Origin of the sequence: Corynebacterium sp. HMSC056E09 (assembly GCF_001813425.1) — a bacterium.
GTDB classification, from domain to species: Bacteria; Actinomycetota; Actinomycetes; order Mycobacteriales; family Mycobacteriaceae; genus Corynebacterium; species Corynebacterium hesseae.
This window is the reverse complement of the sequence record NZ_KV812495.1, coordinates 1-17253: the sequence shown is the minus strand read 5'-3', so window position 1 is coordinate 17253 and position 17253 is coordinate 1. Positions and strand designations below refer to the sequence as shown.

At 61.4% G+C, this 17253-nt stretch carries 13 protein-coding genes; 12 read left to right on the top strand and 1 reads right to left on the bottom strand.

The genetic code is table 11. The features are described from left to right. Window positions 1-312 precede the first annotated feature (312 nt). The 8 genes from clpB to HMPREF2912_RS06435 all read left to right on the top strand — a co-directional run bounded on the left by clpB (window position 313) and on the right by HMPREF2912_RS06435 (window position 10309). The gene (gene clpB, locus HMPREF2912_RS06470) at window positions 313-2874 is read left to right on the top strand and encodes an ATP-dependent chaperone ClpB (protein WP_070683618.1); all 2562 of its coding nucleotides are present in this window, start codon (window positions 313-315) and stop codon (window positions 2872-2874) included. A 74-nt stretch (window positions 2875-2948) separates the two neighbouring features. After that, a complete protein-coding gene (locus tag HMPREF2912_RS06465) occupies window positions 2949-3800 on the top strand; it encodes a sulfurtransferase (RefSeq protein WP_070683616.1) in 852 nt (283 codons plus the stop codon). Window positions 3801-3861: 61 nt separating this feature from the next. Beyond that, window positions 3862-5100 carry a type III secretion system chaperone family protein gene (locus HMPREF2912_RS06460; RefSeq protein ID WP_246816476.1) on the top strand — a complete coding sequence of 413 codons (1239 nt, stop codon included), beginning with the start codon at window positions 3862-3864 and terminating at the stop codon, window positions 5098-5100. Window positions 5101-5261: 161 nt separating this feature from the next. After that, entirely contained in the window at window positions 5262-5807 is a 546-nt protein-coding gene (gene pyrE, locus HMPREF2912_RS06455) for an orotate phosphoribosyltransferase (RefSeq protein WP_070523611.1), read from the top strand. Then, entirely contained in the window at window positions 5800-6474 is a 675-nt protein-coding gene (locus tag HMPREF2912_RS06450; protein ID WP_070523608.1) for a TrmH family RNA methyltransferase, read from the top strand. Before pyrE ends, HMPREF2912_RS06450 begins: the two co-directional genes overlap by 8 nt. Before the next feature lie 62 nt (window positions 6475-6536). Further along, window positions 6537-7733 (top strand): glycoside hydrolase family 76 protein, encoded by a 1197-nt coding sequence (locus tag HMPREF2912_RS06445; protein ID WP_070523604.1) that lies wholly within the window; start codon window positions 6537-6539, stop codon window positions 7731-7733. 185 nt (window positions 7734-7918) lie between these two features. Beyond that, the gene (fbaA, locus tag HMPREF2912_RS06440) at window positions 7919-8953 is read left to right on the top strand and encodes a class II fructose-bisphosphate aldolase (protein ID WP_070523601.1); all 1035 of its coding nucleotides are present in this window, start codon (window positions 7919-7921) and stop codon (window positions 8951-8953) included. Between the two features lie 135 nt (window positions 8954-9088). Further along, window positions 9089-10309, top strand: coding sequence for an FUSC family protein (locus HMPREF2912_RS06435; protein WP_070683614.1), 1221 nt, complete (start codon window positions 9089-9091; stop codon window positions 10307-10309). 225 nt (window positions 10310-10534) lie between these two features. On the opposite strand, the gene HMPREF2912_RS06430 is transcribed toward HMPREF2912_RS06435, so the two are convergent. After that, a complete protein-coding gene (locus HMPREF2912_RS06430) occupies window positions 10535-11455 on the bottom strand; it encodes a hypothetical protein (protein WP_070683613.1) in 921 nt (306 codons plus the stop codon). A 176-nt stretch (window positions 11456-11631) separates the two neighbouring features. Here HMPREF2912_RS06430 and HMPREF2912_RS06425 point away from each other — a divergent pair, with 176 nt between their 5' ends. From HMPREF2912_RS06425 to HMPREF2912_RS13000, 4 genes are all read left to right on the top strand, one after another. Further along, window positions 11632-12726 (top strand): hypothetical protein, encoded by a 1095-nt coding sequence (locus HMPREF2912_RS06425; RefSeq protein ID WP_070683611.1) that lies wholly within the window; start codon window positions 11632-11634, stop codon window positions 12724-12726. 120 nt (window positions 12727-12846) lie between these two features. Next, window positions 12847-14139: an adenylosuccinate synthase gene (locus HMPREF2912_RS06420; protein WP_070523587.1), complete on the top strand. Its 1293-nt coding sequence runs from the start codon at window positions 12847-12849 to the stop codon at window positions 14137-14139. A 216-nt stretch (window positions 14140-14355) separates the two neighbouring features. Further along, window positions 14356-15702 (top strand): formate-dependent phosphoribosylglycinamide formyltransferase, encoded by a 1347-nt coding sequence (gene purT, locus HMPREF2912_RS06415; protein WP_070683609.1) that lies wholly within the window; start codon window positions 14356-14358, stop codon window positions 15700-15702. Between the two features lie 569 nt (window positions 15703-16271). Then, window positions 16272-17253 (top strand): VaFE repeat-containing surface-anchored protein (locus HMPREF2912_RS13000; protein ID WP_168166646.1); only part of this gene is annotated, 982 nt, incomplete at its 3' end.

The following is a 17253-nucleotide window of genomic DNA, read 5'->3' as shown; positions in this document are numbered from 1 at the left end:
CCGTTTAATCGGAGATAAACGTAGAAAAACACCGGCTCTTCCGTTCTGCTGAATCCAGCAGGGCAGAGGGGCCGGTTTTCTTGTGCCCACGGCGTGCCAGGATAGGCGGTGTGCCAATATAGGCACGCCATTACAGAGGGAAAAGAAAACTTGAGCGTGTGCCGATCAACCTGGAGTAGAAGCGGGTTTTTAAAAAAGTTCTAGTTGAGTGGAACAGACTCAAGTTCTGTGGCGTTATAGACAGTGAAGCTTCCTTCGCCACTGTTGTCGCGGGAAGGTTTGGACAAACAGTAGAAACGGAGAAACACAACAATGAGTTCTTTTAACCCCACCACTAAAACTCAGGAGGCCCTGCAGCAAGCGCTGCAGACGGCCTCCGCCAACGGTAACCCGGACATCCGCCCGGCACACCTCTTAGCAGCCATCCTCGCGCAGCAGGACGGCATCGCCGCCCCGGTGCTCAAAGCCACCGGCGTGGATCCGGAGACGGTGCTGAAGGAGGCGCGCCAGCTTATCGACGCCCTCCCAAAGGCCGAGGGCGCCAACATGGCGAACCCGAACTTTAACCGCGACGCCCTCAACGTCTTGACCCGCGCTCAGGAGCTGGCGGGCGAGCTCGGTGATGAGTTCGTCTCCACCGAGGTTCTGCTCGCCGCTATTGCGGGCTCCAAGTCGGATGCCGCCGAGCTGCTGACCTCCCGCGGTGCCACCTATGACGCACTCAAGGGCGCTTTCCCCTCCGTGCGCGGCGCGGCCAAGGTGACCTCGGAGAACCCCGAGGAGCAGTTCCAGGCACTGGAGAAGTACGCCACTGACTTAACCGCCCGCGCCCGCGAGGGCAAGATTGACCCGGTCATCGGCCGCGATCAGGAGATCCGCCGCGTGGTCCAGGTTCTTAGCCGCCGCACGAAGAATAACCCGGTGCTCATCGGTGAGCCCGGCGTGGGTAAGACCGCCATCGTGGAGGGCCTGGCCCGCCGCATCGTGGCGGGTGACGTCCCGGAATCCCTCAAGGGAAAGACCCTGCTGAGCTTGGACCTCGGCTCCATGGTCGCCGGCGCGAAGTACCGCGGCGAGTTCGAGGAGCGCCTCAAGGCCGTGCTCGATGAGATTAAGGCTTCCGATGGGCAGATCATCACCTTCATCGATGAGCTGCACACCATTGTCGGCGCCGGTGCCACCGGTGAAGGCTCCATGGATGCCGGCAACATGATTAAGCCCATGCTGGCCCGCGGCGAGCTCCGCCTGGTCGGTGCTACCACTCTCGACGAGTACCGCAAGTACATCGAGAAGGACGCCGCCCTGGAGCGCCGCTTCCAGCAGGTCTACGCCGCTGAGCCTTCCGTGGAGGACACCATCGGTATCCTCCGTGGACTCAAGGAGCGCTACGAGGTGCACCACGGCGTGCGCATCCAGGACTCAGCCCTGGTCTCTGCCGCGGAGCTCTCGCACCGCTACATCACCAACCGCTTCCTGCCGGATAAGGCCATCGACTTGGTCGATGAGGCCGGCTCTCGCCTGCGCATGGAGATTGACTCCTCCCCGCAGGAGATCGATGAGCTGGAGCGCATCGTCCGCCGCCTCGAAATTGAGGAGCTGGCCCTAAAGAAGGAGTCGGACGCCGCTTCGAAGGACCGCCTGGCAGCCCTTCAGCAGGAGCTGGCCGATGAGCGCGAGAAGCTCGGCGAGCTCAAGGCCCGCTGGGCCAATGAGAAGAAGGCCATCGATGACGTGCAGACCATCAAGGAACAGCTGGAGGATCTGCGCCGCCAGGCCGAGATTGCGGAGCGCGATGGTGACCTAGCCCTGGCCTCCGAGATCAATTACGGCAAGATGCCACCGCTGGAGAAGGAGCTGGCTGCGGCCGAGGAGAAGGCGAAGCAGCAGCACAACACCATGCTCACTGAGGAGGTCACTCCGGATACCATCGCGGAGGTCGTCTCCGCTTGGACAGGCATCCCGGCCGGAAAGATGCTGCAGGGTGAGACCGAGAAGCTGCTCAACATGGAGGCCGTGTTGGGTGAGCGCGTGGTGGGCCAGAAGGAGGCCGTCACCGCGGTCTCTGACGCCGTGCGCCGCGCGCGTGCCGGTGTGGCTGACCCGAACCGCCCGACCGGTTCCTTCCTCTTCCTGGGCCCGACCGGCGTGGGTAAGACGGAGCTGGCGAAGGCTCTGGCGGACTTCCTCTTTGACGATGAATCCGCCATGGTCCGCATCGACATGTCCGAGTTCGGTGAGAAGCATTCCGTGGCCCGCCTCGTCGGTGCCCCTCCGGGATACGTTGGCTACGACGCCGGCGGCCAGCTCACCGAGGCGGTGCGACGCCGCCCGTACACGCTGGTGCTTTTCGACGAAGTCGAGAAGGCCCACCCGGACGTCTTCGACGTGCTGCTCCAGGTGCTCGATGAGGGCCGCCTGACCGATGGCCAGGGCCGTACCGTGGACTTCCGCAACACGGTCATCATCCTGACCTCGAACCTGGGTGCCGGCGGCACCAAGGAAGAGGTCATGGAGGCGGTCAAGCGCAGCTTCAAGCCGGAGTTCATCAACCGTCTCGATGATGTCGTGATGTTTGAGCCGCTGACTTCGGATTTGCTCACCGGCATCGTGGACATCCAGCTCAAGGGCTTGGCCGAGCGCCTGTCCGGCCGCCGCCTGACGCTGAACGTGTCCGACGCCGCCAAGCTGTGGCTGGCGGAGCGCGGCTACGACCCGGCCTACGGTGCCCGCCCGCTGCGCCGCCTGATCCAGCAGGCCATCGGCGACCAGCTGGCCAAGAAGCTCTTGGCCGGTGACATCGTGGACGGCGATACCGTGCACGTTGACGTCGCCGACGGCGGCGAGCACCTCGACCTAGCTGCCCGCACCGCCTAAACCGCTTCAATCGTTGAGCGCCAATGGCGCTCAACGGTCGCCAGCACCCGCTCATGCCCCTATGATCTGGGGGCATGAGCATTTTGATCTCCCCTCACGAGCTGAGTGAGAAGATTTACCGCGGTGACAAGACGACCATCCTCGCTTCCCTCTGGGCCCCAGGGGAAGGCGAGGCCTTCAATCTTTTTTCTTCCCTTCACATTCCAACCGCCCAGTACGCGGACGCCGCGTCAGCCTTCGTGGGCCTGCCGGGCTCCAAGGTCGGACGCAACCCACTCCCACAGACCGAGAAGATTCAAGAGTGGATCGATCACTGGGGCCTGCGTGAGGATAGCGAGGTCGTGGTCTACGACGAAGGCCGCGGCCTCTTCGCCGGCCGCGCGTGGTGGACGCTGCGCTGGGCGGGCATCCATAACGTCCGCATTCTCGACGGCGGCCTGTCCAACTGGCGCGCCCAGGCAATGCCCACGCTCACCGGCCCGGGCAACCTGGGCATGACCTCGAACCTTAAAGTGAAGCCGGGCTCGATGCCCACGGCCACCATCGATGAAGTCAAGGAACACAAGGGCCTGCTTCTCGACGTTCGCACGCGCAACCGCTTCGCCGGCCGCCGCGAGAACCTCGACCTGAAGGCCGGCCACATCCCGGGCGCGGTTAACCTGCCCGAGCGCCTGTTCCACACGCAGGACATCACCGTGTGGAAGTCCAAGGAAGAAATCTTGGAAATCCTTAACCAGCACGGCGTGACCAAGGAGAACGTGGACGGCGCCATCATCTACTCCGGTTCCGGCAACCACTCCGCGCTCACCATTGCCGTTCTGGAGCACGTGGGCTTTACCGGCCTGCGCCACTTCGTTGGCGGCTGGTCACAGTGGTCGGCCAACCCGGCCAATCCCGTGGAGCGCGGGGACCGCGAGCACGTCTAGAATCCGCGCGTGACCAGCGTGCCAGCGCCTATCGGGCGCGGCGGGCGATTAGAGTCGGTCAATGATGCCTTTCGTACTCTTATCCCTCGCCGCCCTCGCGCTCGCGGCCGGTGTGATCGTGCTCTGGTTGGATCAGCGCCAGCGCGCCGCGCACTCCGCCGGTGACGCAGCGACCGATACCGTTACCGATAACGACACTTCTGCCGACGCCATTACCGTCGATTCTGCCGACGACGCAGCCGATGCCGAGGCCCCTGAAACCGCTGTGCCTGAAGCAACCGAGCCCGAGCTCGAACCTGAGCTCGCCGAAGAACCCGAACCCACAGTAGAGCCCGTCATCGCAGCCGAGCCGGAGACCGCCCCAGAGCCTGAGGCGGAGCAGGCCGTGGAGGTAACCCTAGAACCGGCACCAGCGCACAGCTTTGCCGAGCGCGCAGAGCGCGCCAGGCACCTCGTGCCGGGCAGCGCCCGCCGCGAGCGCAAGGCCTTTGGCCAGCAGCACGGCTGGGAATACATCAAGCATGATTCCTATCTGGCCGATGAGTGGACCCGCGGCGCCGCCGCCCGCGGCCAGGAGCCCCGGGATATCGTAGCCGGAAGCGTCCGCGGCCATGAGACGCTGCTCTTCGACATCGGCGCTATCCCCGTCATGGCCATGCGCACCGGCGCGGCCTCCGACATTGTGGTGGATTTCCGCCGAGCAGGCGAGGAAGCGGAGAACCATTCTGAGGATCTGGTGTACGTGCGTGAGGAGGAAGGCTTCGAGGTCTTCGCCACCGATGCCGGGGTGGGACAACGCCTCATCGATGCCCGCGTCACCGACGCGCTGAGCCGTCTTCCCGCCGCGGTAACCGCCGTGTGGATGGAGGGGGAGTGGGTGCTTGCCCAGACCACCCGGCAGGCACGCAGTGCCGAGTGGGAAGCACTGCTCGAACCGCTGTCTTTGCTCGCCGATTCCGCCCGCGTGCTCCCACCGCGCTCCGAGGCTGCCCAGGTGCTGCGCGTCGATGAGCTCGACCCGAGCCGCGATATCCCGGAGCCCCCGCAGCCGGAGCCGACCGGGCCCACGGCAGTTCCGGATCGTGATGACTCCCTCGACACCCCTACCATCCAGCGCCCTACCGAGCCGGTGGTCATGCCGAGCCGCACCACCAGCGAGGCCCGCGGCACCATCGACCATTCCAGCTTGGGTGCGGACGAGGTAGACGCGATTGCCGACGGCCACGAACACCCCGCACCCGAAAACAACCAGGCCCGCCTCCCACGCCGTTTCGACGGCGGCTCCTCCATCTTCGACTAGGCCGGCCAGCCCGCCATCTCAGACAGGCACCGCAGCCAGCCGCCGCAGTCAGTTGCTGGAGCCCGGCACTAGCACTAGTCGCGGGCAACCGCGCGGCAAGAGGGTAAACTACAGGGCGGATTTTTCAAGGCTATAAAGCCACAGACTTTAAGGAGCGAGCGATGAGCCTGGATCAGCAGAAGAAGCAACGCCTAGCAGAGCTGGTGAAGGAGCTGGCCGTCGTCCACGGCAAAGTCACGTTGTCCTCCGGCAAGGAGGCCGATTACTACGTGGACCTGCGCCGCGCCACCCTGCAGCACGAGGCCTCGCGGCTTATCGGCGCGCTGCTGCGTGAGCTCACCGCCGACTGGGATTACGCCGCCGCCGGCGGTCTGACCATGGGCGCGGACCCGGTCGGGTTGGCCATCATGCACGCTGACGGTCGCGATATCGATGCCTTCGTCGTCCGCAAGGAAGCCAAGAAGCACGGCATGCAGCGCCAGATCGAGGGCTTTAACGTTGAGGGCCAGAAGGTGCTCGTCGTCGAGGACACCACCACGACCGGCAACTCCCCACTGACCGCGGTGAAGGCGCTGCGCAAGGCGGGCGCTGAGGTCGTCGGCGTGGCCACCGTGGTGGATCGCAACACCGGCGCTGGCGATGCCATCGCCGCCGAGGGCTTGGAGTACCGCTACCTGTTGGGTCTTGAGGACCTCGGCCTTGCCTAAGCCTGAGGACGAAGCGGAAGCCAAGGGCCCTACCGAATGGAATGAGGGCCGCCACGGCGTCGGCCCTTGGGAGGGCCCGATCCCGCAGGGCCCGGAGGCGGAGAAGTACGATCCCGAGCTGCTCGCGGAAGGGGATCGTCGCAACGTCGTCGATGCCTACCGCTACTGGACGCGCGAGGCGATCCGGGAGGACATCGATAAGCGCCGGCACGCCCTGCACATCGCCATCGAGAACTTCGAGAACGATTCCAACATCGGCACCGTGGTGCGCACCGCCAACGCCTTTGCTGTCGACACCGTCCACATCGTGGGCCGGCGCCGCTGGAACCGGCGCGGCGCCATGGTGACTGACAGGTACCAGCACCTCATGCACCACGCGAACGTCAGCGATCTGATGGCCTGGGCCGCCGACCAAGGCCTCACCGTCGTGGCCATCGATAACACCCCCGGGTGCGTTCCACTGGAGACCGCGGAATTGCCCGAGCGCTGCCTGCTCCTCTTCGGGCAGGAGGGGCCCGGGGTGAGCCCGGAGGCACAAGATGCGGCGCTGATGACCTGTTCCATCGCGCAATTTGGTTCGACTCGCTCCATCAACGCGGGCGTGGCCGCAGGCATCGCCATGCATGCGTGGATTCGCCAGCATGCGGATTTATCAAAAGCTTGGTGAGATCCCGCGCACTGTGTTTACATCTAGGTAACGAATTCACATTTAAGAATGATGAGACAACAGTGTTAGAGAAATGGTCCCACCGCGCTGACCTCGCGGAGACAGCCATCAATGAGCGCCACGCGCAAGCCGTGTGGGGCTTGCCTCGTACCAACCTTGCCGTGGTGAGTTGGCCACCCACCACCAAAGAATCGCTCTTTGTGCACTGGCATTATTGGTGGCAGGCGCACTATTTGGACTGTCTTGTCGACGCCGCCTTGCGCAAGAACACCAAGGCCCGCCGCGCGCGCATTTCCGATACCATCCGCGGCATCCACGTGCGCAACCTCCGCGCGCTGACGAAGAACCGCTACTACGACGACAAGGCCTGGATGGCCCTGGCTATTTCCCGTGCCGGTGAACTGAAGAAGCAGCGCCCCTACAAGAAGTTGGGCACCCTGCAGCACAACATCCGCGATGGCATCGATTCCCAGGTGGGCGTGCTGCCGTGGCGCGAGGGCGAGACCTTCCTCAACGTTCCTTCCAACGGGCCGGGCGCTATCATGCTCGCCCGCATGGGGCGCGTGGATGAGGCCCGCCACATCGTGGACTGGATCTACGATCACCTCATCGATGACGATGGCTTCGTCATGGACGGCATCCGCATGCGCATGGACGGGCAGGAAATCGTCCGCAATATCCACCCCTACTGCCAGGGCGTGGTGCTCGGTGCTTGCTTGGAGATTGTGCTGGCGCTGCGGAAGCAGACGGGCCTGCGCTCCGTGGAGGACATCGACACCATTCATGAGGCCGAGCTCGCCGCGGACATGATGGACTACACCACCCGGATCCGCGGCCTCGTCCAGGCAGTAGCCACGGGAATGGCAACGTATACGGGTGTCATTGATTGGCAGACTGGCGACGGCGACGGTGGCCTCTTCAAAGGCATCCTTGCCCGCTACCTGGCTGACGTGGCGGTGCGCCTGCCGGGTGATTCCCCGGCTAACCGCGCGACGAAGAAGCTGGCCGCGCGGCTGGTGACGGCCTCGGCGGAATCCGTCTGGGAACACCGCCTAGAGGTGGACGGCTTGCCCATTTTCGGCTCCGACTGGACCGCGGATGCAAAGCTGCCCCACAACTACGGTTTTGGGCCTTCCTCCTTGGGCCAGAAGGTGGGTATTATCCGCGTGGCCGAGCGCGATTTGTCCGTTCAATTGTCCGGTTGGATGTTGTTGGAAGCCTGCACCCGAATTGTGAAGTACAAGTCAGAATCCGCCTGACGGCAGAATATGCCCAGCTCAAGGGGCTGTTTAAGTCCATGGGAGCCGGGGTTTAAGTGAGGTCACACCGCTTCTCGCGGCGGAAAACCACAATAACAGGCATACTTGGATGTTGGAACGTGTTGTTTCGCTGGTTTGTGAGACGGCACGGCTTACTGCACAGCAACTCCAAAGGATGGAATTTCATGCCTATTGCAACCCCTGAGGTTTATAACCAGATGCTGGATACCGCCAAGAAGGGCGGCTTCGCATTCCCGGCAATTAACTGCACCTCCTCCGAAACCATCAACGCCGCACTCCGCGGCTTCGCCGAGGCTGAGTCCGACGGCATCATCCAGTTCTCCACCGGCGGCGCCGAGTTCGGTTCCGGCCTGTCCGTGAAGAACAAGGTTGCCGGCGCCAAGGCACTGGCTGCCTTCGCTCACGAGGCTGCAAAGCACTACGGCATTAACGTTGCGCTGCACACTGACCACTGCCAGAAGGAAGTCCTGGATGAGTACGTGCGCCCGCTGATCGCCTTCTCCCAGGAGCGCGTTGACCGCGGCGAGCTTCCGCTCTTCCAGTCCCACATGTGGGATGGCTCCGCTATCCCGATCGATGAGAACCTCGTGATTGCCCAGGAGCTCCTCGAGAAGGCCCACAACGCCAACATCATCCTCGAGGTTGAGATTGGCGTCGTCGGCGGTGAAGAGGACGGTGTTCAGGCCAAGGCTGGCGCAAACCTCTACACCTCCCCGGAGGACTTCGAGAAGACCGTCGATGCCCTCGGCACCGGCGAGAAGGGCCGCTACCTGCTGGCCGCTACCTTCGGCAACGTCCACGGCGTCTACAAGCCGGGCAACGTGAAGCTGCGCCCGGAGGTCTTGGATGAGGGCCAGAAGACCGTCGTGAAGAAGCTCGGCCTGGAAGAAGGCTCCCAGCCCTTCGACTTCGTCTTCCACGGCGGCTCCGGCTCCGAGAAGGAGAAGATTGAGCAGGCTCTGGGCTACGGCGTTGTCAAGATGAACGTGGACACCGACACCCAGTACGCCTTCACCAACCCGGTTGCCCGCCACATGTTTGCTAACTACGACGGCGTCTTCAAGATCGACGGCGAGGTTGGCAACAAGAAGGTCTACGACCCGCGCTCCTACATGAAGAAGGCTGAGCAGGGCATGGCTGACCGCGTGGTTGAGGCCTGCACCGACCTGCACTCCGTGGGCAAGACCGTTTCTAAGTAAACCAACGTCCAGCTGACGTCGGCTCCTCCTGGACGCCGTGCTGATTCAGCACATCTCAACAAGCCACCCTTCGCCCTCGAGGGGTGGCTTTTGCATACCCAACCCCATCAGCAGAACGCGTAAAATACCGGAATCATGGAAGCGCAAGAGTCATCGTCGAATTCGTCACCGGGAGTCAAACGCGTCCGCAGGACCACCCGCGAGCAGCTGCGGTTGGTGGATAAATCTCTGAAGTCGCGCTTCACGCGCATCCGCAACCGCCTGGTGTTCATGATTCAGAGCACCCTCGGTGCCGGTTTGGCGTTCTATGTTGCGCATGACTTTTTCGGCCACGAGCAGCCCTTCTTTGCCCCGATGGCCGTCATCATCATCCTCGGCCTTTCGGGCAGTGACCGCCTCAAGCGCGCCGTCGACATGTCCATCGGCGGCATCGTGGGTGTGCTGGTGGGCACGCTGCTTGTCGACGCCCTCGGAACCGGCCCCATCCACATGACCATCATCATCGGTCTGGCGCTGGTGATCGGCTCTTTCGTCACGGGCTCGCAGATGGTGAGCAACCAGATCGTCATCGCTGCCATCCTTATCGCCACCATCCTTCCGCCGGAAGAAATGGGCGGGCTCTCCCGCGCCATCGACGCCATCATCGGCGCGGTTATCGGCCTCACGATGATTGTGCTGATTCCCTCCTCGCCCCTGCGGGCGGGCCGCTCGGAAGTCTCGAAGGTCCTGGGCATTACGGCCTCGGTTCTCTCCGATGTCTCCAGGGGCCTTGCGGACAATGATCCAGAAACCATCATGGAGGCCCGCGATGCCGTGCGCGGCACGCAGGACGACATTAACAACATGCTCAACGCCACCAAAGGCGGCGCGGAGACCGCAAAACTCTCGCCCTTCCTGTGGAGCTCGCAGCGCAACGTCCGCTCGCTGGAGCGCATCCTCACGCCGGTCGATAACGTGGTTCGCGGCACCCGCGTGCTCTCCCGCCGTGCCCTCGTGCTCGCCGAGGACGGCGACCAGGCCACTGCCGAGCAAGTGGAGCTTATCGACGAGTTAGCCGACATCACGATGGAGCTCTCCGACCTCTATACCCACCAAACTGCGCATGAGCGCCGCGTGGATGAGGCGCATGCTATTCCGGAGATAGTCAAACGCCTGCGCCAGCTGGCAGCGCGCTGCTCGATAGACGTCGCCGGCGAGGAAGCAGTTCTCTCCGCCTATGCTGTGCTGGCCCAGACCCGCTCCGTCATCGTGGACCTGCTCATGGTGTGCGGCATGTCGCGTGAGTCCGCCGTGGCACAGCTGGTGCCGACCTCGAAGCACCCGGCCTACCCGCCGGAGGTGCGGGAAGAGGACTAGGGGTGTACTGCCTAGGACTAAAAAGCCACGCCTCAGCCGCAGAAAAACTGGGGTATGTGTGTGCTTCCAGCCAGCTACGTAGGGATTACGGGGAGTGGTAGAGTCTTCCGCAGACCGCCTAGGTGCATTGCACAATGCGCATGCGGTGAGGATTCGGTTTCGAGCCTAGTGCTGTAAAGGTAATGCTGGCCGAATCCTTCTTTCGTTTTCCTTCAACCGCGAGAATTAGGGCCGCACTATCTGTAGGTCCCGCAGGTGACGGTAGAACGTCACGCGCTTGACCGGCCTCTTGGCGCGGACTCCATCGACGCTGACGCTGAGCGCCGGTCCCCCTGCCTGCACCGCCCGGCCCTGCACGACGCTGGACGGGTCGAGCTGCCCCGGCTGGGCAGGCTTGCGCAGGCGGGCGAAGAGCCCACGGCGCGGCGCTTCGTTTGCCTCAAAACTTGTCACCGCCTTCGCCGCGACGATGCCCGGCGCATTCGTCATCGGCACGAGCTTTGCACCGAAGACATCCTTCTCGCGGTCCGCGCGCAGCAGCACGGCGTCGTCGACGATGATCTCACCGGTGATCTCCTCGTTCGACCATTCTGCAATCGTTGCCGAACCCGCCACGACGAGGCCCGCATCATTGCGGATAAGCGGCACTGGCTTGGCGGGTGCGGTTATGGCAAAGGTGAGAGCCTCCTCCGAGGCAGCACCTTGCTCGTCGAGAACTTGCCCCGGTTCGCTCGATTTCAGCCCCCAATTCATCGCCGCGGTGGAGTGCTCCCTAGTTGGGACATAGCCCACCTCGGCCCACAGGTAATCCGCCCGCATCATGCGGGTGAGCACGGCGCTCAGCGCGGCATCGCTGCCGATGACGACGACGCGCAGCCGTTCGCGCAGGAATGGGGCCTGGGGCGCTGGCCCTGGTGTGCCGAGGTGGCTCACGTCCGGCTGTGCGGCAATTTCATCCAGCGATGGGGTGGGGTCCTCCGGGAGAATCTCGCTGGCCAGGGCATCAATAGCCTTCAACTCCTGCCGGCTGGGAACCTCTGCGAAGCGGAAGTGCTCGACGCGTATACCACGCTGGGAGGCCTCAATGAGGGCAGTGGTGTGGGCGTCGGTGAAGTGGCCGCCGCAGTCTACAAGCGCACAGATCATACAAGAAGCATAGAAGCGTGGAAAGAGCTTCGCTAAAACACGCCATGCGCGGCATGCAGACAGTGGAGCTTTCCCCAGAAAAGTAGTGCACATCACAATGCGCCAGTAGGCTCCAAGGCAACGCCCAACTTCTTAGCAATCAATTCTTAAGTTCCTAACAGCCGGAGGTAAGTACCATGTCCACCCGATTGACAGTTCTTGCACTTGTATCCACCGCCGGGCTCCTGATGAGCTCGTGCAGCCTCATCGGCGGTGCGCTGACGGAAGCCGAGGAGCCAGCATTCATCGAGGCTGCCGCCGAGTCCACGACGAGTTCGGCGGCGCCTACTTCTTCGAAGGCCACGTCGACATCGAGCAGCACGTCCTCTTCGAGCGCCAACGCCGATTGCGATGACTCGAAGGAGCTCGAGGATACCGAGCTAAGCAAGGTCCTCGAGAATAAAGAAGCCTACGTGAAAGGCTCGACTGAAAAGTTTGAAGACGTGAGCGTCAGTGAAGATGAATACGACGCTTGCAAGTTCCTCAGCTACGCGGTGCTGGAGGGCACGTTCGATGGGGAGGATGTCAAAGTCCCCGTCTTCTTCACCAAGGGCGAACTCAAGGACGAGGATGCCCTCTACATCACGTCCACGTCCTTCGAAGTGGAAGAGGACGGTGAGGGCTATACTTATGAGTCCAAGACCGACGGTGACATCGTCGGTGTTAAGGGCAAAGTAAACAAGCGCCCAGGCGCCGAAGCCACCTCCATGGAAAACTCCTTCGATGGTGTGAATTCGGACATCTTCTTCATCGACGTGGATTCGGAACCGACTGAGTCCGCAGATTTGGCTGAGGATGAAGAAGACCTCCGCGGCGAAGAGCTCTTCACCATTTCCGCCGATGGCTGGAACATGGTCTGCGGCATCATTGAAGAAAACAACGCCATTGACTGTGCGCATGGCGACGGCAGGACTTGGGCCATCAAGGGTGGCAAGACCCCAATGCCGGAGGGCATGGAATTCAACCTGGTGACCTTCCTGCCTCTAGAAGGCAGTACTGAGTTCACTCAGTATGACGATGAAATCCCAAATAACGGCACAAAGATCGAGGGCAACGGGCTCTACCGAATCGGCATCGGTGATGTTGAAGCCCAAATCGCTGTTGTCGATGACGGCATCATCGTCAGCACCCCGGACAAGTCGCGGTTGATGTTTACCAATGACACCATCTACTTCGATGAGGAGGGCTCGGGCGGTGGCAGCGCCGACGATGAAAACACCGAAAACGTCTAGCCCACCCCATGCCGCCACCGCATCAATTCCTGATGACCATGTCACAAACCCACCGCCATACCGTCATGCCGGGTAAAGTAGGTGCGTATTTGACTTCAATAAATAGGAAGTGACACCAACATGGCAGCGATCGTCATCGTCGGCGCCCAGTGGGGCGATGAAGGCAAGGGCAAGGCTACCGACATCCTCGGCGGCAAGGTCGATTACGTGGTTAAGCCCAACGGCGGTAACAATGCCGGCCACACCGTCGTGGTCGGCGGCGAGAAGTATGAGCTGAAGCTCCTTCCCGCCGGCATTCTTTCTGAAAACGCCACCCCGGTCCTGGGCAACGGCGTGGTCATTAACTTGGAGGCCCTCTTCGATGAGATCGACGGCCTCGAAGCCCGCGGCGCTAACGCTTCGCGCCTTAAGATTTCCGCCAACGCGCACCTCGTGGCGCCCTACCACCAGACCCTGGACCGCGTGCAGGAGCGCTTCTTAGGCAAGCGCGCTATCGGTACCACCGGCCGCGGCATCGGCCCTGTCTACGCCGACAAGGTTGCCCGCATCGGCATCCGTGTGCAGGACATTTTTGATGAGTCCATCCTGCGCCAGAAGGTCGAGTCCGCCTTGGATATTAAGAACCAGATGCTGGTGAAGATGTACAACCGCAAGGCCATCGATCCGGAGCAGGTTGTGGAGTACTTCCTGAGCTACCGCGATCGCCTGCGCCCGATGGTCATTGAGGCCGAACTTGAGCTGAACCAAGCACTGGATGCTGGCAAGCACGTCCTTATGGAGGGCGGCCAGGCCACCATGCTGGATGTTGACCACGGAACCTACCCCTTCGTGACCTCCTCGAACCCGTCGGCCGGCGGTGCCTCGGTCGGCTCCGGCATTGGTCCTACGCGCATTAAGACTTCCCTGGGCATCATCAAGGCCTACACCACCCGCGTGGGCGCTGGTCCTTTCCCCACTGAGCTCTTTGACAAGTGGGGCGAGTACCTGCAGACCACCGGCGGCGAAATCGGCGTCAACACCGGCCGCAAGCGCCGCTGCGGTTGGTACGACTCCGTGGTGGCTCGCTACGCCACCCGCGTCAACGGTTTCACGGACTACTTCCTGACCAAGCTGGACGTGCTCACCGGCATCGGTGAGATCCCCATCTGCGTGGCCTATGACGTTGACGGCAAGCGCTACGACGAGATGCCGCTGACCCAGTCTGAGTTCCACCACGCGGAGCCCATCTTTGAGACCATGCCGGCTTGGGACGAGGACATCACTGACTGCAAGACTTTTGAGGACCTCCCGCAGAAGGCTCAGGATTACGTCCTGCGTCTGGAGGAGCTCTCCGGCTGCCGCATCTCCTACATCGGTGTCGGCCCTGGCCGCGACCAGACCATCGTGCGCCACGACGTCATGCAGGACCAGTAAGGCGCCAGCCAGTCCAAGACGAACGAACCTCAGGCACCGCCTAACGGTGACGGTGCCGCGCAACAACCGCCCAGCTTCTCCCGTGTCACCGTGCACATGGCTATAGGAACCACCGCACGGGAGAGGCGGGGCGGTTTAATGCCTCTAATGCCTCTGAAGGGGGTTTGGGGGACGTCGCCAAGCAATGCAGCACCAGAAGTGTGCGATAATTCGAGAATGACTACCGTAGGCGACATCGCAGGCCACATCGGAACCCCGCTGACAGGAAACGCCACCAAGGTGCTTCTTTTGGGGGCGGGAGAGCTGGGCAAGCAATTGGTAATTGCCTTTCAGAACTTAGGGCTGGAGGTCCACGCCGTGGACCGCTACGCAGGAGCCCCCGCGCAGCAGCTCGCGCACTTTAGCTACATCGCAGACATCAGGGACCCGCACAAGGTGTGGGAGCTTACAGAGCGCATCAACCCGGACTATGTGGTCCCTGAGGTGGAGACCGTCGCGGTGGAGGCGCTGAAGCGTATCGAGGAATTCGGCACCACCGTTGTGCCGACGGCGCGGGCCTGTGAGCTGACACAGTGCCGCGAGAGCGTGCGTGAGGTCGCTGAAAGCATCGGCCTGCCCGTCACTGCCTATCGCTTTGCTGAGTCCGCTGAGGAGTTGCAAGTGGCGGTGGGGGAGTTGGGGCTGCCGTGCATCGTGAAGCCGGATATTACGACCTCCGGGAAGGGCCACATCCTTCTTAAGGAAGAAGAGGACGTGGAGGAGGCCTGGTCCATGGTGCGCCGCGTGTCTTCGGAGTATAAGCGCGTGGTGGTGGAGCGCTTCGTTGACTTTGATTATGAAGTCACGCTGCTTGCTGTGCGTTCCATTGACCCGGCTACGGGCAAGATGGCTACGTGGTTCAGTGAGCCCATTGGTCACCGCCACGAGAAGGGTGATCTGGTGGAGTCGTGGCAGCCGATGGCGATGAGTGAGGATGCCCTGGCGAACGCGCGCTCCGTTGCGGCGCGTATCTCCAACGAGTTGGGTGGGCGCGGCGTCTACGGCGTTGAGCTTTTTGTTGCGGGTGATGAGGTGTACTTCTCCTCCGTCTCACCGCGTCCTTTGGATACCGCCATGCTGACCGGATACACGCAGCGCTTCTCTGAATTTGAGCTGCACGTCCGCGCGATTTTGGGCTTCCCCATTGATGTGACGATGGTCAGCCCTGGTGCTGCGGTCATCCTGCACGCGGACGCCGAGCTTGACGACGTCTCCTTCTCCGGCCTCGACACCGCCCTATCCTATGAAGAGACCGACGTGCGCCTGTTTGGCAAGCCCTGGGCATACGCCGGCCGCCGCATGGGCATGGTGGCTACGACTGCCGAGGACGTTGAGACCGCCCGCGACAGGGCAGCGCTCGCAGCCGGAAAGATCACTGTGGGCCCGAATGCTGATAAAACCGTCCACGGCGACTCACAGCCCGTGGAGCCGACTGCCAATGCCGTCTCCGACATTGAGCTGATTGAGGTCCCAGAGCCGGTTGTCGACGTCGACCCGAAACTCATCCGCTCCACCGACGATTAAAGAAACAGTGACGTTATAAGTTAAGGGGAATGGTACCCCACGCCTTGACGGGGGAGTGGGGTGCTAAATGTGATTGAAGTGGCCGTGTGTTACGCGCGGCCACTTCTGTGCATTTCTGGGGGCTAGTTGCCGGCGGGATGGAGAGGTGTGCGGGGTATCTTCTGTCCGGGGAAGCCGGTTGGCTCAGCACCGCCTTAAGGAAACGCTTATGCAAAAGCTTAATAAACCTTAAATGGGGAAATCTAAGAAAATCTGGATTATGTGCCATGTCAACATTTAGGGGAACGTATTGGCGAAGAGCGGCCCAAAGGTCAAGCGCACGGCACGTTTTACCTGCTGATTTATCGCCCAATGGGGGTATAAGGAAAAGTTATGCAGCAATCAACTATCTTGCGGCTAGCTGTGAGCGATGATAGTATCCTGAGTGGACTATAAGAGTACGTGAGATTCTTAAGGAGAATCGCCGGTCAGGGTGTAAAAACCTACGTCCAGATTTCAGATTGTCTCAGCGGAAACTTACTGCTGTGCAGAACAACTTGTAGACATTCACATCATTCGAAGAGGAAACGATGAGTAAATTAAGGAATATCTCCAGAGAGGGGTGGATGGTCCTTACTGCTGTTTTCACAGCAATAGCAGTGATTGCGGCCATGGTCACCGTTCCCTGGGTGAAGGCGGATGCGGCTGAGCCGACCGACTTCAAGCCGAATATGACTATGGGTGAAAAGACTGATGATCCCGTTACTGATACATCTTGGGGACCGCTGGTGTGGGCCGGAAAACCGGCTAGTACTTACTATCACAAAGGAAACAAGGCCAACAATGTAGGCTGGGCATGGTGTATCGATGCTACTGCTTCGATTCCGATGCAGAATAATAGTAAATATGTTGCTTCAACTGCGGTAAAGGCTCCGATTCCCGAGGAGTTCCGGGATGCCGCTATCAATGTAGCTATGAAGCAGCAGGATGCCGTCAAGCGAAACGATAAGGCCGCTGCGCGAACCTACGCGGTATATCTGGCTGCGCTTCTTGGTTCTAATTCGCTTCACCGGAAGGTTGCAGCTCTGACCATTACCGGTGATGACTACAAATACAACGAACCATATGGGAATGAGTGGTATCCGTACTTCAAGAATGATGGCGGAAGTGCAGAAGAGTTTAAACAGCTTACTGGCTTCGAGATAAAGACCACAAGAAACAGTGATGGATTTGCTGTCGAATTTGTTCGTGATCCATCCGTGATGGTTCCAAAGGCTCCTGAGGGCGCTTACATCACCATTATTGGACCTGATGGGAAGCCAGGGGGAGATCCCCACGGTCAGCGAGTTATGCCGCCGGATCAACCTGGTCTTCCAGACGATGAGTCTGTAGAGCCGTCGATCGGAACTCAGGCTAAGTTTGCTGAGGGTTCGACTCAGGTTGTTGCTGGGGCAAAGGTTGAGGACACGGTGACCTATGAGGGTCTGGTTCCGGGTAAGAAGTACACCCTTAACGCTGAGCTGATTTCCAAGAAGGATGGCAAGACCGTTCTGGGTGAGGGTGAGAAGACCT